Here is a 19,372-nt window from a genome sequence, read left to right as displayed (position 1 = left end):
TCACCGCGCCGTCCACACCTGGTACCAAGGAGAAGATATGCAAAACACGATGAAAAAGCTGGCAGGCGCGACGCTGTTCGCGACCATGTCGCTGGCGGGGACTGCGCACGCTCAGCAAGTCGAAGACGTGAAAATCGGCTTCGCCGGCCCGATGACGGGCGCACAGGCGCACTACGGCAAGGACTTCCAGAACGGCATCACGCTCGCAGTCGAAGACATGAACGCGACGAAGCCGACGATCGGCGGCAAGCAGGTTCGCTTCGTGCTGGACACAGCCGACGACCAGGCTGACCCGCGCACGGGCACGACGGTCGCGCAGAAGCTGGTCGACGACGGCATCAAGGGCATGCTCGGCCACTTCAACTCGGGCACGACGATCCCGGCATCGCGCATCTACGCGAACGCGGGCATTCCGCAGATCGCAATGGCGACGGCTCCGGAATACACGCAGCAAGGCTTCAAGACGACGTTCCGCATGATGACCTCGGACACGCAGCAAGGCTCCGTCGCCGGCACGTTCGCTGTGAAGAACCTGGGCATGAAGAAGATTGCGATCGTCGATGACCGCACGGCATACGGCCAGGGTCTCGCCGACCAGTTCGAGAAGGCAGCGAAGGCAGCGGGCGGAACGATCGTCGATCGTGAGTTCACGAACGACAAGGCCGTCGACTTTAAGTCGATCCTGACGAAGCTGAAGTCGGTCCAGCCGGATCTGATCTACTACGGCGGCGCCGATTCGCAGGCCGCGCCGATGGTCAAGCAGATGAAGACGCTGGGCATCAAGGCTCCGCTGATGGGCGGCGAGATGGTGCACACGCCGACGTTCCTGCAAATCGCAGGCGATGCGGCTAACGGTACGGTGGCTTCACTGGCGGGTCTGCCGCTGGAAGAAATGCCGGGCGGCAAGGACTATGTCGCGAAGTACAAGAAGCGCTTCGGTGAAGACGTTCAGACGTACTCGCCGTACGCGTACGACGGCGCAATGGCGATGTTCGACGCGATGAAGAAGGCGAACTCGACCGATCCGGCCAAGTACCTGCCCATCCTCGCAAAGACGAGCATGCCTGCTGTGACGACGAAAGATCTGGCCTACGACCCGAAGGGCGATCTGAAGAACGGCGGCATCACGCTGTACAAGGTCGTCGATGGCAAGTGGACGACGCTGCAAAGCGTGGGCGGCAAGTAATTGCCGTTAGGGCGTGTGGCGCTCGGCGGTTGTTGCTGGCTGAGCGTCGCCGCCTGATCGATTGACGAAAAAAAGCCTCGCAGAGTTTTTGCTCTGCGAGGCTTTTTGTTTTTTATGCGGCATACGCCCCGTATGTCGCGTATTCCGCCGGCAGTGCGCGCTTGTGCGCGCCTGCATCACTCCCCGCGCAGCTTCCTACCCTGCGTGCGAATCTGCTCGAGCGTCGCGCCCGGCGTGCTCGCCTCCTGCGGCAGACGGATTTCGATGACGGCCGGCTTCTTCAATTCTTGCGCGCGCTTGAACGCGGGCATGAAGTCTTCCGTTCGCTCCACCGTTTCGCCGTGCGCGCCGAACGACTTCGCGAATGCGGCGAAGTCCGGGTTCGTCAGGCCCGTTCCGTGAACGCGGTTCGGATAGTGCCGCTCCTGATGCATCCGGATCGTGCCGTAGTGGCTGTTGTTCACCACGATGAAGATCACGGGCAGTTCGTACTGCATTGCCGTCGCAAGCTCGGACGACGACATCATGAAGCAGCCGTCGCCCGCGAACGCAACGACCGTTCTGTCCGGATACATCGACTTCGCTGCGATCGCAGCAGGAACGCCGTAGCCCATCGCGCCGCTCGTCGGCGCAAGCTGCGAACGGAAATGACGATACGCGAAGTGCCGGTGCAGCCAGGTCGCGTAGTTGCCCGCGCCGTTGGTCAGGATCGCGTCCTTCGGCAGATGCTCGCGCAGTTGCTGCATGATCTCGCCAAGCTGAACGTCGCCGGGAATCGCGCGCGGCTTGCGCCATTCGAGGTACGCGTCGTGTGCCTCTTTTGCCGTGCCTTCCCAGGCCAGCTTTGCCGATGGCTTGAGCGCCGCGAGCATCGATGCGATTTCCGGCATGCCGGAGACGATCGGGAGATCGGCGGCATAGACGCGGCCCAGTTCTTCCGCGCCTTGATGAACGTGGATCAGCGTCTGCTTCGTCTTCGGAATGTCGAGCAGCGTGTAGCCGCCCGTCGTCGCTTCGCCGAGGCGCGGTCCGAGTGCGAGCAGCACGTCCGCATCTTCAATTCGCTTCGCGAGTGCCGGATTGATGCCGAGGCCGACATCGCCCGCATAGTTCGCGTGCTCGTTGTCGAGCGTGTCCTGAAAGCGGAATGCGAGGCCGATGGGCAACTGCCAGTTTTCGACGAACGTTCGCAAGTCCTCGCACGCTTGCGGCGTCCAGCCACTGCCGCCCGCGATGACCATCGGCTTCTTCGCGCCTTCCAGCAGGACACGCAGACGTTCGATCTGCTGCGGCGCCGGCGCCGCGGCCACGCGCTGATAGGCGGGCGCGCCAGGCATCACAGCGCATGCTTCGCTGAGCACGTCTTCGGGCAGCGACAGCACGACGGGACCAGGCCGGCCCGATGTCGCCGTATGGAACGCGTGGCTCATGTACTCGGGAATGCGGCGCGGATCGTCGATTTGCGCGACCCACTTCGCCATCTGCCCGAACATGCGTCGATAGTCGATTTCCTGGAACGCCTCGCGATCGAGATGCTCGCGTGCGCATTGGCCGATCAGCAGGATCATCGGCGTGGAGTCCTGAAACGCCGTATGCACGCCGATCGATGCATGCGTCGCGCCGGGGCCGCGCGTGACGATCGCCACGCCGGGACGGCCCGTCAATTTGCCGACGGCTTCGGCCATGTTGGCCGCTGCCGCCTCGTGACGGCACACGACCGTCTGAATTCGCGACGTCTCGTCGTGCAGCGAATCGAGCACCGCCAGAAAACTTTCGCCGGGCACGCAAAACACGCGCTCGACGCCATGCGTCAACAGCGCGTCGACCATGAGCCGCGCGCCGGTCGTCATAGATGAAGCATCGGAAGACAGCGACATTGCGAAGACACCTCCAGTCAGAAGAGCTTCGACAGCTTACGCCGAGACCCTCGCCGATGTCATTCGTAAAAGCGGCATCAACATGCGATCAACATTCGATGATGTTCACCGCGAGCCCGCCGCGCGACGTCTCCTTGTACTTGGTCTTCATGTCGGCGCCCGTTTCGCGCATCGTCTTGATCACGGAATCGAGCGACACGTAGTGGCTGCCGTCGCCGCGCAGCGCCATGCGTGCCGCGTTCACGGCCTTCACGGAAGCCATTGCGTTGCGCTCGATGCACGGAATCTGCACCATGCCGCCGACGGGATCGCACGTGAGGCCCAGATTGTGCTCCATGCCGATTTCGGCGGCATTCTCGACTTGCAGCGGTGTGCCGCCCATCACGGCCGCGAGCGCGCCCGCCGCCATCGAGCACGCAACGCCCACTTCGCCCTGGCAGCCCACTTCCGCGCCCGAGATCGACGCGTTCAGCTTGTACAGAATGCCGATGGCGGCCGCCGTCATCAGGAAGTCGAGCACGCCTTGCTGGTTCGCGTTCGGCATGAAGCGCGTGTAGTAGTGCAGCACGGCGGGGATGATGCCCGCCGCGCCGTTGGTCGGCGCCGTGACCACGCGCCCGCCCGCTGCGTTCTCTTCGTTCACGGCGATCGCGTACAGGTTGATCCAGTCGACCATCGAAAGCGGGTCCTGCAACGCGCGCTCCGGATTGCCCGTCAGCGCGCGATACAGTTGCGGCGCACGACGCTTCACCTGGAACGGACCAGGCAAATTGCCGTTGGCGTCCGGATTGTTGATGCCGCAGCCGCGCGCGACACACGATTGCATCACGTCCCAGATTTTCAGCAGGCCCGCGCGCGTCTCTTCTTCCGTGTGCCATGCGCACTCGTTTTCCCACATCAGCTGCGCGATGCTCTTGCCCGTCGCCTTGCACATCTCGAGCAGTTCCGCGCCCGTGCGAAACGGATGCGGCAACTGATCGACTGCCGACAGCACCTTTGTGTTCGCCGCGCCCGCCGTCACGACGAAGCCGCCGCCCACTGACAGATACGTCGCTTCGCGCAGCGTCTCGCCGTTCGCATCGAAGGCGCGCAGCTTGAGGCCGTTCGGATGCTCCGGCAACGCCTGCCGGTAGAACGAAATGTGCTCCTTCTGCACGAACGGAATGTCATGCTTGCCGAGCAGCGCGAGCGTGCGCGACGTGCGGACCTGTTCGAGACGCGCGGCGATCGTATCGGGATCGACGGTATCGGGCGCATCGCCGAGCAGGCCGAGCATCACGCCGCGATCGGTGCCGTGGCCCTTGCCCGTGGCGCCGAGCGAGCCGTACAAATCCACTTTCACCGATGCCGTGTTGTCGAGCAGCCCATCGCGCTCGAGCCCTTGCGCGAACATCAGCGCTGCACGCATGGGACCGACCGTGTGCGAACTCGACGGACCGATGCCGATTTTGAAGAGATCGAAAACGCTGACTGCCATGACTGCTCCTGCTAACAAGAATTTCGTTTGTGCTGCGCTGCGTGGGTAACGCGGCAGCAGAATGTGCCGGATACGGCGACCAATGTGCGACGCGTGATCAACGCGCCGGCAAAGGCAGACACACGGCGAGCCACGCGGGCGGCGTCGGTGCCAGTTTCAGCGCGACGGGCGTATAGCGTCCGTCGAGCCGCGCGGCGAGGTGATACAGCTCGGCCGCATTCTTCGGGTCCCACTGCCCGCTGTAGCCGGGCATGCCGGCTTCGCGGCGCTTTGCATCGAACGGCACGCTCGAATGCACGAATTCGTCGTGTGTCTTCGAGCCGCTTGCATATGGCGCGAGCCAGTTCAACGCGGCGGCAAGCGTCGCGCCGTTCGGTGCGCGCTCGTTGAGCCAGTTGCGGTTGTGGCGGCGCGCCGCGAGCGCGGCCGTCACGAGCGGCTGAAGATCGTAGGTCACGTAATGCAGCGCATCGCGTTCGCCGAAATCGACGGTCGTGCCGTCGGGCGCGATGTTGTCGTTGACGTGCTCGACGTACAGACGCTGCGCCGCGTCGATCATCTTGCGGTTGTCGAGCGTGAACGCCGCCATCGCTATCAGTTTGACCCGATGACTCTGCCAGTTGTTTCGGAATGTGCCCGTCAGCGGCCGCTTTTGTGCGTCGATCTGCGCGATGTAGCCGTTGGCGAGTTTCGTGAGGAAAGCCATCGTCGCGTTGCGCGTCTTGACGGGCAGCGCGCTCGCCGTCATGTCGTACGCGAGGATCAGTCCTTCGAACGGCGTTTCGTCGATGGGATTGAACGACGGCTCATAGGTTGTCACCCATGCATACAGCAGACGGTCGACGAGCTTCAGATAGCGGTCGTCGCTGGTTGCGCGCCACGCGAGCGCGGCGTCGCGCAGCAGATCGAGGTCTTTCTCCGCGTCCTTGCTCTGATCGTAGATGTCTTCATGCGGCAGCGTGCCTTCCGTATGCAATTGACGCACCGCGTGCGCAGGCTCGGTCAGATGCGCCTGAACATTGCTTACCAGCGCCTTGACGCCCGGATCGGCGTTGGTGCGCTCGCTGGTTTGCAGCGCAGGCGCGGCACAGAGGTTCATCGCGGCGTGTGCGCTTTGCGCGCAGAACGCGGCGGCCATCATCAATAGCGCCGCAAGCGGCGAGGCGGAAATGCGTTGTTGCGGCGCACGCGTACGATGTGTCCGGAATTGCATCATTCGCACCTGTCGCACCATGCAAAACTCCTTCGTTGGGCTGAGTCGGTGTGTGATGGTAACGGTTTGACGCGCCAAGCAACAGAACAATGGACAGAACCGCGCGACACGCTTCGACGCGCCGCGCGGTTCACATTACTTCAACATATCGATGGGCTGAATGCGGCCTTATTCGTAGTCCGCCATCGGCACGCACGAGCAGAACAGATTGCGGTCGCCATACGCGTTGTCCGCACGGCCGACGGGCGGCCAGTACTTCTTCGCGACGAGCGAAGGCAGCGGATACGCCGCCGTCTCGCGTGCATAGCCATGTGCCCATTCATTCGCGACGACGACAGCCGCCGTGTGCGGCGCATGCTTCAGCGGATTGTCTTCGCGATCGCTGAGGCCTTCTTCGACAGCACGGATTTCGTTGCGAATTGCAATCATCGCCTCGATGAAGCGGTCCAGCTCTTCCTTCGACTCCGATTCGGTCGGCTCGACCATCAGCGTGCCCGGCACCGGGAAGCTCATCGTCGGCGCGTGGAAGCCGTAGTCCATCAGACGCTTCGCGACGTCGTCGACGCTGATGCCGCTCGTTTCCTTGATGGGACGCAGATCGAGAATGCACTCGTGCGCGACCAGTCCGCCCGGGCCCGAGTAGAGCACCGGGTAATGCGGCGCGAGCTTCTTCGCGACGTAGTTCGCGTTGAGGATCGCGGCTTCCGTCGCGACCGTCAGATTCTTCGCGCCCATCATCGCGATGTACATCCAGGAGATCGGCAGGATCGACGCCGAGCCATACGGCGCAGCGGAGACAGCGCCGATGCCGTTCGCGTCGCGCTCGTAGCCCGTCGACGTCTGGTTCGGCAGGAACTTCGCCAGATGCGCGCCGACCGCAACGGGACCGACACCCGGTCCGCCGCCGCCGTGCGGAATGCAGAACGTCTTGTGCAGGTTCAGGTGCGAGACGTCGCCGCCGAACTGGCCCGGCGCGGTGAGGCCGACCATCGCGTTCATGTTCGCGCCATCGACGTACACCTGGCCGCCGTGCGCATGCACGATCTCGCAGATTTCGCGGACGTTCTGCTCGAACACGCCATGCGTCGACGGATACGTGATCATGATCGCCGCGAGCTTGTCGGCGTGCTGTCCGGCCTTCTTCTTCAGGTCCTCGATATCGACGTTGCCTTGCGCATCGCACGCGACGACGACGACCTGCATGCCCGCCATATGCGCAGACGCCGGGTTCGTGCCGTGCGCCGACGCGGGAATCAGACACACGTTGCGATGACCTTCGCCGCGCGACTCGTGATAAGCGTGAATGATCAGCAGGCCCGCGTACTCGCCTTGCGAGCCGGCGTTCGGTTGCAGCGACACGGCCGCGTAGCCGGTGGCCGCGACCAGCATCTGTTCGAGCTGATCGATCATTTCGCGGTAGCCGACCGTTTGCTGGGCGGGCGCGAACGGATGGATCTGACCGAACTCGGGCCACGTGACGGGCAGCATCTCCGACGTGGCGTTGAGCTTCATCGTGCACGAGCCGAGCGGAATCATCGAGCGGTCGAGCGCGAGGTCCTTGTCCGCGAGGCTGCGCAGATAGCGCAGCATTTCCGTTTCCGAATGATGACGGTTGAACACGTGATGCGTGAGATACGCGCTTTCGCGTTCGAGCGTTGCGGGGAATGTGTTCGATTGAGCGAGCTTCGCGTCGAGTTCATCGATTTGCGGCACGTCGCTGACGAACGCCGCTTGCGCGAATGCGGCGAGCAGATCGGCAAGATCGGCGCGCGTCGTGGTTTCGTCGATCGACAGACCGACACGCGTGTCGCTCACGTGGCGCAGATTGATGCGCTTGGCCGTCGCCGCGTCGTGCAGCGCCTGCGTGCGCGCGCCCGTTTCGAACGTGAGCGTGTCGAAGAACGTCTCGTTGACGAGCGTGTAGCCGAGCTGCTTCGCGCCTTCAGCGAGCAGCGCGGCGATGCGGTTCACGCGCTGCGCGATCATCTTCAGGCCGCGCGGGCCGTGATAGACCGCGTACATGCTCGCCATGATCGCGAGCAGCGCCTGCGCGGTACACACATTCGACGTCGCCTTTTCGCGGCGGATGTGCTGTTCGCGCGTTTGCAGTGCGAGACGCAGCGCGGGATTGCCCTGCGCGTCGACGGTGACACCGACCAGACGGCCCGGCATCTGGCGCTTGAACTCGTCGCGCACGGCGAGGTACGCAGCGTGCGGGCCGCCGAAGCCGACGGGCACGCCGAAGCGCTGCGAATTGCCCACTGCAACGTCCGCGCCCCACTCGCCCGGCGGCGTGAGGATCGTCAACGCGAGCAGATCAGCGGCGGCGACAACGTGGCCGCCTGCTGCGTGGATCGCGTCGGCGAGCGCGCGATAGTCGAGCACGTCGCCGTTGACGCCCGGATATTGCAGCAGCACGCCGAACGCATTCGCGCTAGCGGCATCGGCGGCCGGGCCGACTTTCACTTCGATGTCGACCGGCTTCGCGCGCGTCTTGATGACTTCGATGGTTTGCGGCAGCACGTCGTCTGCCACGTAGAAAATGTTCGACTTCGGCTTGCCGACGCGTTGCAGCAGCGTCATCGCTTCGGCGGCGGCCGTCGCTTCATCGAGCAGCGAAGCGTTCGAGATCGCGAGACCCGTCAGGTCGACGATCATCTGCTGGAAGTTCAGCAGCGCTTCGAGACGGCCCTGCGAGATTTCCGGCTGATACGGCGTATAGGCCGTGTACCACGCCGGATTTTCGAGCACGTTGCGCAGGATGACAGTCGGCGTGTGCGCGTTGTAATAGCCCTGGCCGATGTACGAGCGGAACACCTGATTCTTGTCCGCGAGTTCGCGCAGCGCGGCGAGCGCTTCGGCTTCGCTCTTCGGCTGGGCGAAGGGGCCGAGCGGCAGCGCGTCCTGGCGGCGGATCGTCTTCGGAATCACCGCGTCCATCAACGCGGCGCGCGATGCGAAGCCGAGGGCTTCGAGCATCGACTGCTGATCGGCCGCATCGGGGCCGATATGCCGCTCAGCGAAGGCGTCGTGCACTTCGAGCGCGGCGAGCGAGAGGGGAGTGCGGTTCATCAGATGATCCGGGTGTTCGAGCTTCATTGATTGTTCCTGCCGGCGCGGCGTTCGCCAGTCGCGAACGCCGCGCCTGTCGTGGGTAGATGACTTATTCGCCGATCGATTTGCCGTATGCCGCAGCGTCCATCAGCTTGTCCTGCGATGCGCCCGCAGCCGGCTTGATCTTGAACAGCCAGTTGTCGTACGGCGCGCCGTTCACGGCATCGGGTGTATCGGCGACGTTCGGGTTCGCTTCGATGATCTCGCCCGAGACGGGCGCGTAGATATCGGAAGCCGCCTTCACCGATTCGATGACGGCGACGGTATCGCCTGCCGAGACGGTTTGGCCCAGTTGCTGCACTTCGAAGAAGACGATGTCGCCGAGCGCTTCTTGCGCGTGGTCGGTGATGCCGACCGTCAGCGTGCCGTCCGCTTCGGTGCGGACCCATTCGTGCGATTCGGTGTATTTCAGATCGGCCGGGATGCTCATCGGATGCTCCTAAAACGGTTTGATTCGGTTGACTTGATGGATGGGACGCACGCGACGCTTTAGTGTCTGTCTGGTGACTGTCTCGTGACGCTCATCGCGAGCTCGGGTATCGATCAGCTCACGAGCACTTTGCCGTTGCGCACGAATGGCAGTTTAACCACGCTGGCGGGAAGTGCCTTGTCACGTATCTGCACGTGCACGACGTCGCCCGGCTGCACGCCTGTCGGCACGCGCGCAAAGGCGATCGATTCCTGCATGGTCGGCGAGAACGTGCCGCTCGTGATTTCGCCAACGCCCTGCGGCGTGACGACCTTTTGATGCGCGCGCAGCACGCCCGCTGCCTTGCCGTTGTCCTTGTGCAGAATCAGGCCGACGAACGACGACTTCGAGCCGTCCGCTTCGAGCTTCGCGCGGCCGATGAAATCGCGCGGCGCGGACAGATCGACGGTCCATGCGAGACCGGCATCGAGCGGCGACACGTTGTCGTCCATGTCCTGGCCGTACAGATTCATGCCTGCTTCGAGGCGCAGCGTGTCGCGCGCGCCGAGGCCAGCAGGACGCACGCCTTGTGCCTGAAGCGCGTTCCACAGCGCTTCGACGTGAGTGGCGGGAACGATGATTTCGAAGCCGTCTTCGCCCGTATAGCCGGTGCGCGCGACAGTCAGCTCGCCGAACGGTGTATCGGCGACGCGCGCCGCGTTGAACGGCTTGAGGACTTCGCTGGCAGCGCGGGTGGCGGGCACCGTCGACCAGACTTTTTCGCGCGCGTTTGGACCTTGCACGGCAACGATCGCGTAGTCGCGGCGCGGCTCGATCGTGAGGCCGAAGCCTTCCGAGTCGTTGAGCTTGTTGAACCACGCGACGTCTTTCTCGGCCGTGCCGGCATTCACGACGACGCGGAAATGGTCTTCGGAAAAGTAGTAGACGATCAGATCGTCGATCACGCCGCCTTGCGGATTCAGAAGACAGGAATAGAGCGCCTTGCCGGGCGTTTGCAGCTTGCCGACGTTATTGGCCAGCGCGCGCTCGAAGAACGCGCGGACGCGCTCGCCGGTGAAATCGACGACGCACATGTGGGACACGTCGAACATGCCGGCGTCGGTGCGCACGGCGCGATGCTCTTCGATCTGCGAGCCGTAGTTTACCGGCATGTCCCAGCCGCCGAAGTCGACCATGCGGGCATTCAGCGCGCGGTGCGTGGCGTGGAGCGGGGTGTGTTTGAGTTCGGTCATCGGGGCCTCGGGCGTCGCTAACAGGAAAGGCCATGCGGCGAAACCCCTCGCGGCCTGATCCCACTGTGGGCCAACGAGCGATTACTGCATGCCCCCTCTGTCCTCGATACCTGAGAGATTGCGCCGCCGTCAGCGAGTGGCTGGCTGGCGTTGCGCGCGCCCCTTCGGTGGGCAGCTTGCGCGTGCAGCATGTGTGCATCGGCGCTACTGCCGCTCTCCAGAGTGCGAAAAACGCGCGCTCATTCGACTAAGTCGTTAGGACGAGATGACGAGCGGTTTTTTCGACGCGTTCGGTCCTTTTGCCTGAGAGTTTGCGGGTGTGCCCCTTCGGCGGCGCTGGCTGCTGTGTGCTCAAGACGACAGCAGGTGGCGCGCTCTCCCGACGCGTGCGGCGAATGTACGCGACGGTGGGAGGCTTGTCAAATAAAGGTTTCGACTCTATGTGCGACGCGCGTCGCGGGATGGCGGCGGCGCGTCGCGCATCAAAAATCGGCTGGAGAAACCGCGCTTCCAGCGGTCGATTTGCCTGAACAATGGGCGAATAAACCGCGGCCGCCGGTAAGGTGCCGCGTTTTCCGATGACCAGCTGCAGATCAGCGATTGATGCCCGCGGCCGCCGTATCGAGCTCCTGATTCAGCACGCGTTGCTCGTCGCCCGTGAGGCCGCCGCCGTGCGGGCCGGCGGCAAGCGTTCCGCGCGACGCGGAACCCTGAATGGTGCTACAGGCCCGACGAACGCCTGGGCGAAATCGTCGGGACCAAGGCAAAACGCAGGCGTAGCGTTATCCCAAGCTCACACGCCGCGCCGGAATGGCAACCGCACGCCTTCCTTGTCGCTGCGAGACGCGAGGTCGATGATCGTCATCACGTCGACGGCATCCTGCGCGCTGACCGGGAACGGCGCGCCGTCGCGAATCGAAGCCGCCAGCGCGCGATAGAACTCGACATAGACGCCGTCGCGCGTCGGCAGTTCGCGCTGCACTTCCTGTTCGCCTTCGAGCACGCGCAGCGTGCCCGCCTCGTTGCTGCCGCCGAAGCCGGCGTCGCCGGGGCGCAGGCCCGCTTTCAACTGATCTTCCTGCGTATCGAGACCGTTCTTCACGTAACTGCCGCGTGTGCCGTGGATTGTGAAGCGCGGCGCGACAATCGCCGTCAGCGCGCTCGCGTGGAGCACGACTTCATGGGTCGCGTAGCCGAGCAGCAGGTGCACGTAGTCCGGCGCGCTCGCATTGTCGCGATACGCCTTCACCGACGCATAGACCGTCTCGGGCGTGCCGAAGAGCGTCAGCGTCTGGTCGATCAGATGCGGGCCGAGGTCGAGCAGCAAACCGCCGCCGCGCGATGCCTCCTCGCGCCAACGCTGCCGGATGCCCGGACGGAAGCGATCGAAATGCGATTCGAAATGCGTGATGCGGCCCAACTCTCCGCTTGCGATCAGTTCGCGCACGGTCAGGAAATCGCCGTCCCAACGGCGGTTGTGGAACGGCGCGAACAGCAGGCCCTCGCTGCGCGCGAGATCGGCGAGCGTGCGCGCGTCGGCGGCCGTGAGCGTGACGGGCTTGTCGACGACAACGTGCTTGCCCGCTTCGAGCGCGCGGCGCGCGAGATCGAAGTGCGTGTCGTTCGGCGTCGCGATCACGACGCATTCGATGTCCGCCAGCGCGAGCAGCGCGTCGATGTCGGCGACGATGCGCGCGTTCGGATAGTCGGCGCGAGCCTTGTCGGGTTGTCCCGTGGCGATTGCGGCGACACTCGCGCGTCCGCAGTGCTCGATCACCGGCGCGTGAAAGGTGGCGCCGGCAAAACCGTAGCCCATCAAGCCAATTTTCAGCGATGAAGACATGCGTGTTCCCTGCAAAAGCGGCGCGCCGCGGGGGCCGGCGCGCAACGGCGCAATTGTGGCACGGACGCGCTTGCGCTCGCGGCGTACGGCTTCAGCGCACGCTGCGTCGCTGCTGTCGTGAAGGCATGAGCCGAGGCATTCGCGAGAGCATTCGTGTTAACATCGCGGTTCTCACGCGAACGGCAAAAAGCGCATGGAATCAAGTGCGTGGCGCAAGAGATAGATGCAAGACGGAAGCGCGGCGGATCGTTCGGCAAGCGCCATGCACCCGCCTCTGTGCACCCGCAACACGATGCGCCATTCAAGCCGTCTCGCCGCATATTCCCGCGCCGCTCGTTCGTCGGGCAGCGCCCTCAATTCATTTCTGATCCACACACGATGTCCGCAGGCCTGAATGCCGCTCAAAGCGAAGCGGTGCGCTATCTCGACGGTCCTTGCCTCGTGCTCGCGGGCGCGGGCAGCGGCAAGACGCGCGTGATCACGCAGAAGATCGCCCACCTGATCGAAAACAAAGGCTTCGAGCCGCGTCATATCGCTGCCGTGACCTTCACGAACAAGGCCGCCGCGGAAATGCGCGAGCGCGTCGGCAAGCTGCTCGAAGGCAAGACACTGACGGCGCCCGGCAAGGAAGGCCGCAAGGTGCCCGTCAACCAGCTGACGGTGTGCACGTTCCACTCGCTCGGCGTGCAGATCCTGCGCCAGGAGGCGGAGCACGTCGGCCTGAAGCCGCAGTTCTCGATCATGGATTCCGATGACTGCTTCGGCATGATCCAGGAACAGGTCGGCTCGACGGACAAGGGCTTCATCCGCAAGATCCAGACGATTATTTCGCTGTGGAAAAACGGGCTCATCATGCCGGAAGAGGCGATGGCGATTGCGTCGAACGAGGACGAGCATCAGGCGGCCATCGTCTATCGCAACTATGTCGCGACGCTGCACGCATACCAGGCCGTCGATTTCGACGATCTGATCCGCCTGCCCGCCGAGCTCTTCAAGAAGAACGAGCAGGTGCGCGACCGCTGGCAGAATAAGCTGCGCTATCTGCTGATCGACGAGTATCAGGACACCAACGCGTGCCAGTACGAACTGGTGAAGTTGCTCGCCGGCCCGCGCGCCGCGTTCACGGCCGTCGGCGACGACGATCAGGCGATCTACGGCTGGCGCGGCGCGACGCTCGAAAACCTCGCGCAGCTCGGCAAGGATTTCCCGAAGCTGCACGTGATCAAGCTGGAGCAGAACTACCGCTCGACGGTGCGCATCCTGACGGCGGCGAACAACGTGATCGCGAACAATCCGAAGCTCTTCGAGAAGAAGCTGTGGTCCGAGCACGGCATGGGCGACACGATCACCGTCACGGGGTGCAACGACGAAGAGCACGAAGCCGAGTCCGTCGTGTTCCGGCTGTCGGCGCATAAGTTCGAGCGCCGCACGCAGTTTCGCGATTACGCGATCCTGTATCGCGGCAATTTCCAGGCGCGCATCTTCGAACAGGTGCTGCGCCGCGAGCGCATTCCGTATGTGCTGTCGGGCGGCCAGTCGTTCTTCGACAAGGCCGAGATCAAGGATATTTGCGCGTATCTGCGGCTGATCGCTAACGCCGACGACGATCCCGCGTTCATTCGCGCGATCACGACGCCGCGCCGAGGCGTCGGCAACACGACGCTCGAAGCGCTGGGCGCGTTCGCGGGGCAGGCGAAGGTGTCGCTGTTCGAGGCGGTGTACATGGGCGGCATCGAGGCGCGGCTGTCGGCGCGGCAGGTCGAACCGCTGCGCGTGTTCTGCGATTTCATGCGGCGTCTGCGAGACCGCGCCGAGAAAGATGCAGCAACGTCCGTGCTCGACGACATGATGGAAGCGATCCACTACGAAGCGTACCTGTACGACGCATTCGACGAACGCCAGGCCCAGGCGAAGTGGCAGAACGTGCTGGAGTTTCTCGAGTGGCTCAAGCGGAAGGGCACGAAGCCTGAACCGGAAGCAGGTGCGGAGCAGACCGGCTATGACACCGCCGACGGGCTCTCTGACACCGGCAAGAATCTGCTCGGTCTGATTCAGACGGTCGCATTGATGTCGATGCTCGAAGGCAAGGACGAAGACCCGGATGCGGTGCGTCTGTCGACGGTGCATGCGTCGAAGGGGCTCGAGTATCCGCACGTGTTTCTGGTGGGCGTCGAGGAAGGGATCATGCCGCATCGCGGCGGCACCGAGGACGATGGCCCCATCGACGATGCGCGCATCGAGGAAGAGCGTCGGCTGATGTACGTTGCGATCACGCGCGCGCAGCGCAGCCTGCATCTGAACTGGTGCAAGAAGCGCAAGCGGGCGCGTGAAACGGTGGTGTGCGAGCCGTCGCGCTTCATCCCCGAAATGGGCCTCGACGAAGCGCCGCCGCCGACGCCGGAAGAAGCGCCGATGACGCCGAAAGACCGGCTCGCGAGTCTGAAGGCGCTGTTGCAGAAGGCGTGATGCGCGGGCCGCGCATGCCGCATGAATGAGAAATCCCCGCACGAGGCGGGGATTTTTCGTTGCGGCTGGGGCTTAAGATGCGCGCTGCTTATTTCGCCGCGCTGATCATGTAATCGACGGCGGCTTTCACGTCCGCGTCCGATGCGTTCGAGCCGCCCTTCGGCGGCATCGCGCCCTTGCCGTGCAGCGCGTAGTTGTAGATGGTGTCGATCGGGTCTTTCAGGCGCGGCGCCCAGGCTTCCTTGTCGCCGAATTTCGGCGCATTCAGCACGCCCGCCGCGTGACAGGCCTGGCAGACCTGCTGATACAGCGCCTTTCCCGCCTGCGATGCGTCCGCGCTTTGCGCGCCCGATGCGGGTGCGGCGGTTTGCGGCACATTCTTCATCGCGGCCATCGCGGCGGCGGCCTGTGCGCTGGCGGTGTCGGACGCGCCTGCTGCTGCGCCCGATGCGGCTTCGGCGCCCGAAGCGGCTGCCGCGCCGGATGCGCCCGCGGGGCCTGCGGCCGGCTGGCCCGGCACGGGCTTCGGCGGATCGGCGAATTTCGCCCCCGCGTTGTTCGCCATGTAAGCGACGGCGAGGCCGATTTCATAGTCGCTGTAGTCGTCCGGGCTCGTGCCGCCGCGCGGGGGCATCGCGCCCTTGCCGGTCAGCGCGGTGTGCCAGAGCGTGTCGAAGCCCTGAGCGATGCGCGGCGCCCAGTCGCCCGTGTTGGTGAATTTCGGCGCGCCCGCCGCGCCCGCCGCGTGACAGGCCGAGCAGACGGCCTTGTACACTTCCTCGCCCGTCTTGTAGACGCGCGGCGCGTTGGCGTCGCGAATGTCGACTTTGGCGATGGGGGCGGTGCGCGAGTCGACGACGGCGTCGGACAGACCATCGGTGCCAGCGCCTGTGCGAGTCGAGTTGTCGACGTAGTAGGCGAGCAGAACGATGATGGCGATGGGGACAGCAAAGCCGGCGATGACTGCGGCGATCAGCTGTCCGGGGGTCTTGATCGGGGCTCCGTGTGGTGCTTCGCTCATGCTTGTCTCGTCTCCCATGGGTGTTGTGAGCGGTACAGCGCGACGGCAACGACTTTGTTCTTGATAAGCCACGGACGATTATAGACGGAAGGTTTCGGCGCCGGTGCGCAGGCCGGAAGCGTGTTCAGTAGGCGTTTACGCGGACTTTTTTCGGTTCTGGCGCTTTTTTGCGACTGACTGGACATCGCCTTCGACGGCTCGGCGGACCGCACCGGTCGGGACCGCGGTGGACGGGTCGCCTGAAAACAGGTATCCTCTCGGTCTCGCTCTGGCGCCGCATGTCGCATCAACCCTGTGATTTTGCAGCGCTTTTCGCCGAGCATTTCCGCCGAATGCGCCCGTAGCTCAATGGATAGAGTACTGCCCTCCGAAGGCAGGGGTTGCTGGTTCGATCCCAGCCGGGCGCGCCATCTCCGACTTACCTCCCCGCGGTTTTGCATTCATTCTCTCGTTCCGGTTCTCTCTCTGGAAACGGCGATGTGCTTACGGCGACTTCGGGCTTTTCTGCCTCAGCGTGCTCCATTTGCATCCATCGAACCGACGGGGTGGCTCACGGCTGCAGTCACCATTTCTGTCGTCACGAAAAAAACGGGCATGATTCGGGCCTCGCCTGACCTCCAGCATTCAGACGGGCCGCGTAGCGCTCGAGAATGGCAAAGTCGACGTATGGGTCTAGCTCGACCCGCTCTTGGCCGTTGCGCAGATCGACGACGGCAATCACTTGCTGTATCGCAAACGTCGAATTCGATAACTACGGGTTTCTAAACATTAACAAGGCGTTCGTCCAGCAATATCCGCAGATGGTCGCGCGCGTGCTGAAGATTCACGAGAAGCGGCACGCGTGGGTCGCCGCGCATCCGGACAGCGCGTGCGAGTGCGCCGTATCAGCGCATGCCACGCCCACGAGGAATCTCACGCGGGCATGCGCCTCAACGCCGGCCATCACTCGCCATATTTTTCCAGATACTTTCTGTAGCCGGCATGCCACCGCGGGGTCGCGAATGCGCCCGCGCTTTCATGCACGACGCTGATCGGCCAGGTGCCCATTTTCATGTTGCGCAGTTCGGCCTGGCGGCAAAAATCCAGGTCGTAAAAATGGAAGTCGAAGCGCTCGTCGAAGCGCAGGTCGTGCGCAGCGAGTTTTTCGCTATCGGCAATCAGCAACAGGCCATCAAGTAATTTGCATTCGACACCCGAAGGACCATAGCGGGAGACTTCGCACGGAAACATCTTGCCGTGCCCCACCGCTCCGCTCAGGTATTGCGGCTGATCCCAATTGAAATGCGAGGGCTGCGATCCGTCCACATCGGGATTCGCTTTCACGAAAGCCCACGCCGCTTGCTGTGCGACGCGACGCCGGTTGCCCGCGACACCTGCAATATCGAAATGCTGCGCGGCTTCGCGAATGCGTTCCACCCAGTAGAAATCGTTGAGCAGGATATCGTCGTGTGCGAATACGAGAATCGCCGGATCTTTCTTCGCCGCATCGATCGCGACGTTATAAACAACCGGTAGTCCACGCGTATTGTTATCGAAGAGCAGCAACTCCGGGGCCTGAGGAAAGCGATACAGACTGAGCGAGAGTCCGAGCGCGGTGTGCGTCAAAAACGTTTCTCGTGGCGAACGGGTCGCACAAACAAGCCTGATGGGTTTCACTGTTGTTGTTTCCGCCTGAATCGGACTAGCGCATATCAATCCGGCGATGATGCGATACCTCATCGGCCACGGCAAGGGGTGTGGATCGGCGAAGGACTGGGCGAAAAAACGGAGAGCACCGGTGAGGCGGCGCGCAGGCCGTCGGTCAAACGAAAAAGGTGCAATAGTCCGCTTTGATTGGCGGATTGAACGCGACGGTCGCTGCCTATACTCGGGCCACCCGTCTCCATCTACTTTCCCTTCGCCATGAAACAGACTCCGGTCCATCACATTCACAACGACGAACTGCTGAAACTGATGCCGAACCACGTCCGCAGGATTGTCGAGGTGGGATGCAGCTCGGGAGCGCTGGCGAGGGAGTACCGCAAGCTCAACCCCAGCGTGCATTACATCGGAATCGAGGTGGTGCCCGAATATGCAGAACTGGCCCGCGCGCATTGCGACGAGGTGACCGTTCTGGATATCGAGTCGGTCGACGAGGCGCGCTTCAGGTCCGATCTGGCCGCGGACTGCTACGTATTTGCCGATGTGCTGGAGCATCTGCGCGATCCCTGGAATGTCCTGCGAAAGATTCATGCCGCGCTGACCGCGAACAACGGTGGCTACGTGGTGGCCTGCATCCCGAACATGCAGCACTGGAGCATTCAGGCGCGCCTGAGCTACGGCGATCTGCGTTACGCCGATATGGGACTCCTCGATCGCACGCATCTGCGCTGGTTCACGCTGCAAACGATGCTCGAGATGTTCGCGCAGACCGGCTACCGGATCGAGGACGGCGCGCGCCGCATCTTCCACGAGCCGCAGCGCGAAACGTTCCTTCCCGTCATCAAGGCGATGGCCGCGGCGGCGGGCGGCGATGGCGAGGCGGCCGTACGCGATGCGTTGCCGCTGCAATACGTGATCAAGGCAGTGCCGGCGCAGGCGTGATGTGCGGTGAGCGCTGGTGCCGGAAATCGGTCTCGCCGGGTAGCAGGTTGCGGCGCGTAAATGAGTGATCGAATGAAAGCGAACGTCTATCAGATTTTCTATTCCAGCGAGACGCGCGCGTCTCTCGATGCAGGATTCATTCCGCTCGACAACACAGGCGGGCGCCCGGACTGGTACGAATACTGGCCCATCCGCCAGTTCCTGTTGAATAACCCGTTGAACCCGAACGAGGGATACGGGTTCCTTTCGCCTAAGTTCGGCGCGAAGAGCAGGCTGTCGTCCGAAACGGTATTTCGGTTTCTGGCGGAAACGCCAGACGACGTCGATGTCGTCACGTTTCCGATGTTCTACGACGTGGGCGCGTTCTACCTCAATGTGTTCGAGCACGCCTGCCATGCGCATCCGGGTATCGCGCCGACGCTGGTTGGCGCGCTGAAGCAGATCATGCCTTCACTCGACATCAACACGCTGGTGATGACGTCGAAGGAGATCGTGTTCTGCAATTACCTGGTCGCCAAACCGGCTTTCTGGGCCGAATGGATCGGCCTGTGCGACCAGTTGTTCGCGATTGCGGAATCCGGTGTGGGCGAACTGGCTGAAGGGCTGAATGAGTCCGTGACCTACGTAAAGGACGCCGCGCCGGCAAAGGTGTTCCTGATCGAGCGGATGGCGTCGCTGCTCCTGTGCACCCAGCCACAGTGGCGGGTCAGAAACTATAACGCGCTGACCATGCCGACCTCGGCGAGCCCGATCCGACATCTCGGGGCCGAATTGCTGATGCTCGACGGCCTGAAGTTCGCGGTCCGCGAGACGGGCTTCTCTGAATATCTCGCCGTATTCCGTCAACGCCAGAGCGAGCTGTTTCAGCGGACGATGGCCGGCACGCAGTGAGCGGGCATCGGCCGCGCGCGTCGTCATAAGCCCGCGAAT

Annotated in this window: 13 protein-coding genes, 1 tRNA gene and 2 riboswitches; of the genes, 5 read left to right on the top strand and 9 right to left on the bottom strand. The window is 63.4% G+C overall.

Annotation, left to right across the window (positions count from 1 at the left end):
* The first annotated feature begins 37 nt into the window (after positions 1-37).
* On the top strand, positions 38-1,186 hold the full coding sequence (locus tag BMW76_RS26450; RefSeq protein WP_090870597.1) for a branched-chain amino acid ABC transporter substrate-binding protein: 1,149 nt from the start codon (positions 38-40) through the stop codon (positions 1,184-1,186).
* A 176-nt stretch (positions 1,187-1,362) separates the two neighbouring features.
* On the opposite strand, the gene BMW76_RS26445 is transcribed toward BMW76_RS26450, so the two are convergent.
* The 7 genes from BMW76_RS26445 to BMW76_RS26410 all read right to left on the bottom strand — a co-directional run bounded on the left by BMW76_RS26445 (position 1,363) and on the right by BMW76_RS26410 (position 12,372).
* Positions 1,363-3,063 (bottom strand): thiamine pyrophosphate-binding protein, encoded by a 1,701-nt coding sequence (locus BMW76_RS26445; RefSeq protein WP_090870594.1) that lies wholly within the window; start codon positions 3,061-3,063, stop codon positions 1,363-1,365.
* Between the two features lie 88 nt (positions 3,064-3,151).
* Positions 3,152-4,540 (bottom strand): L-serine ammonia-lyase, encoded by a 1,389-nt coding sequence (locus tag BMW76_RS26440; RefSeq protein ID WP_090870592.1) that lies wholly within the window; start codon positions 4,538-4,540, stop codon positions 3,152-3,154.
* Between the two features lie 97 nt (positions 4,541-4,637).
* Positions 4,638-5,774, bottom strand: a complete 1,137-nt coding sequence (locus BMW76_RS26435; protein ID WP_090870590.1) for an alginate lyase family protein — start codon at positions 5,772-5,774, stop codon at positions 4,638-4,640.
* 147 nt (positions 5,775-5,921) lie between these two features.
* Complete coding sequence (gene gcvP, locus BMW76_RS26430; RefSeq protein ID WP_090870588.1) at positions 5,922-8,852, bottom strand: aminomethyl-transferring glycine dehydrogenase; 2,931 nt, start codon at positions 8,850-8,852, stop codon at positions 5,922-5,924.
* A 64-nt stretch (positions 8,853-8,916) separates the two neighbouring features.
* Positions 8,917-9,297: a glycine cleavage system protein GcvH gene (gene gcvH / locus BMW76_RS26425; RefSeq protein ID WP_090870586.1), complete on the bottom strand. Its 381-nt coding sequence runs from the start codon at positions 9,295-9,297 to the stop codon at positions 8,917-8,919.
* Between the two features lie 113 nt (positions 9,298-9,410).
* Positions 9,411-10,529 (bottom strand): glycine cleavage system aminomethyltransferase GcvT, encoded by a 1,119-nt coding sequence (gene gcvT, locus BMW76_RS26420; protein WP_090870585.1) that lies wholly within the window; start codon positions 10,527-10,529, stop codon positions 9,411-9,413.
* A gap of 87 nt (positions 10,530-10,616) precedes the next feature.
* Positions 10,617-10,760, bottom strand: a riboswitch (glycine riboswitch).
* 50 nt (positions 10,761-10,810) lie between these two features.
* Positions 10,811-10,920: riboswitch (glycine riboswitch) on the bottom strand.
* Positions 10,921-11,322: 402 nt separating this feature from the next.
* Entirely contained in the window at positions 11,323-12,372 is a 1,050-nt protein-coding gene (locus BMW76_RS26410) for an oxidoreductase (RefSeq protein ID WP_090870583.1), read from the bottom strand.
* 378 nt (positions 12,373-12,750) lie between these two features.
* Between BMW76_RS26410 and BMW76_RS26405 the strand changes: the two genes are divergently transcribed.
* Positions 12,751-14,838: a UvrD-helicase domain-containing protein gene (locus BMW76_RS26405; RefSeq protein ID WP_090870581.1), complete on the top strand. Its 2,088-nt coding sequence runs from the start codon at positions 12,751-12,753 to the stop codon at positions 14,836-14,838.
* A gap of 88 nt (positions 14,839-14,926) precedes the next feature.
* Here BMW76_RS26405 and BMW76_RS26400 read toward each other — a convergent pair whose 3' ends face one another.
* A complete protein-coding gene (locus BMW76_RS26400; RefSeq protein WP_090870579.1) occupies positions 14,927-15,859 on the bottom strand; it encodes a c-type cytochrome in 933 nt (310 codons plus the stop codon).
* A 334-nt stretch (positions 15,860-16,193) separates the two neighbouring features.
* On the opposite strand from BMW76_RS26400, the gene BMW76_RS26395 reads away from it, so the two are divergent.
* A tRNA-Arg gene (locus tag BMW76_RS26395) sits at positions 16,194-16,269 on the top strand.
* A 532-nt stretch (positions 16,270-16,801) separates the two neighbouring features.
* On the opposite strand, the gene BMW76_RS26390 is transcribed toward BMW76_RS26395, so the two are convergent.
* A complete protein-coding gene (locus BMW76_RS26390; RefSeq protein ID WP_245763399.1) occupies positions 16,802-17,578 on the bottom strand; it encodes a glycosyltransferase family protein in 777 nt (258 codons plus the stop codon).
* A 183-nt stretch (positions 17,579-17,761) separates the two neighbouring features.
* Here BMW76_RS26390 and BMW76_RS26385 point away from each other — a divergent pair, with 183 nt between their 5' ends.
* On the top strand, positions 17,762-18,442 hold the full coding sequence (locus BMW76_RS26385; protein ID WP_090870575.1) for a class I SAM-dependent methyltransferase: 681 nt from the start codon (positions 17,762-17,764) through the stop codon (positions 18,440-18,442).
* Positions 18,443-18,514: 72 nt separating this feature from the next.
* A complete protein-coding gene (locus BMW76_RS26380; protein WP_090870573.1) occupies positions 18,515-19,333 on the top strand; it encodes a hypothetical protein in 819 nt (272 codons plus the stop codon).
* The last annotated feature ends 39 nt before the right edge of the window (positions 19,334-19,372 follow it).

Origin of the sequence: Paraburkholderia diazotrophica, from assembly GCF_900108945.1 — a bacterium.
Taxonomy (GTDB): domain Bacteria; phylum Pseudomonadota; class Gammaproteobacteria; order Burkholderiales; family Burkholderiaceae; genus Paraburkholderia; species Paraburkholderia diazotrophica.
The sequence above is the reverse complement of the archived record's forward strand: the minus strand, read 5'-3'. Positions and strand labels throughout refer to the sequence as shown.

Coding starts and splice junctions, on each gene's coding strand:
- BMW76_RS26410 (WP_090870583.1), bottom strand. CDS start 12,372: ATGTCTTCATCGCTGAAAATTGGCTTGATGGGCTACGGTTTTGCCGGC.
- gcvT (WP_090870585.1), bottom strand. CDS start 10,529: ATGACCGAACTCAAACACACCCCGCTCCACGCCACGCACCGCGCGCTG.
- BMW76_RS26450 (WP_090870597.1), top strand. CDS start 38: ATGCAAAACACGATGAAAAAGCTGGCAGGCGCGACGCTGTTCGCGACC.
- BMW76_RS26435 (WP_090870590.1), bottom strand. CDS start 5,774: ATGGTGCGACAGGTGCGAATGATGCAATTCCGGACACATCGTACGCGT.
- BMW76_RS26380 (WP_090870573.1), top strand. CDS start 18,515: ATGAAAGCGAACGTCTATCAGATTTTCTATTCCAGCGAGACGCGCGCG.
- BMW76_RS26385 (WP_090870575.1), top strand. CDS start 17,762: ATGAAACAGACTCCGGTCCATCACATTCACAACGACGAACTGCTGAAA.
- BMW76_RS26445 (WP_090870594.1), bottom strand. CDS start 3,063: ATGTCGCTGTCTTCCGATGCTTCATCTATGACGACCGGCGCGCGGCTC.
- BMW76_RS26390 (WP_245763399.1), bottom strand. CDS start 17,578: ATGAGGTATCGCATCATCGCCGGATTGATATGCGCTAGTCCGATTCAG.
- gcvP (WP_090870588.1), bottom strand. CDS start 8,852: ATGAAGCTCGAACACCCGGATCATCTGATGAACCGCACTCCCCTCTCG.
- BMW76_RS26440 (WP_090870592.1), bottom strand. CDS start 4,540: ATGGCAGTCAGCGTTTTCGATCTCTTCAAAATCGGCATCGGTCCGTCG.
- gcvH (WP_090870586.1), bottom strand. CDS start 9,297: ATGAGCATCCCGGCCGATCTGAAATACACCGAATCGCACGAATGGGTC.
- BMW76_RS26400 (WP_090870579.1), bottom strand. CDS start 15,859: ATGAGCGAAGCACCACACGGAGCCCCGATCAAGACCCCCGGACAGCTG.
- BMW76_RS26405 (WP_090870581.1), top strand. CDS start 12,751: ATGTCCGCAGGCCTGAATGCCGCTCAAAGCGAAGCGGTGCGCTATCTC.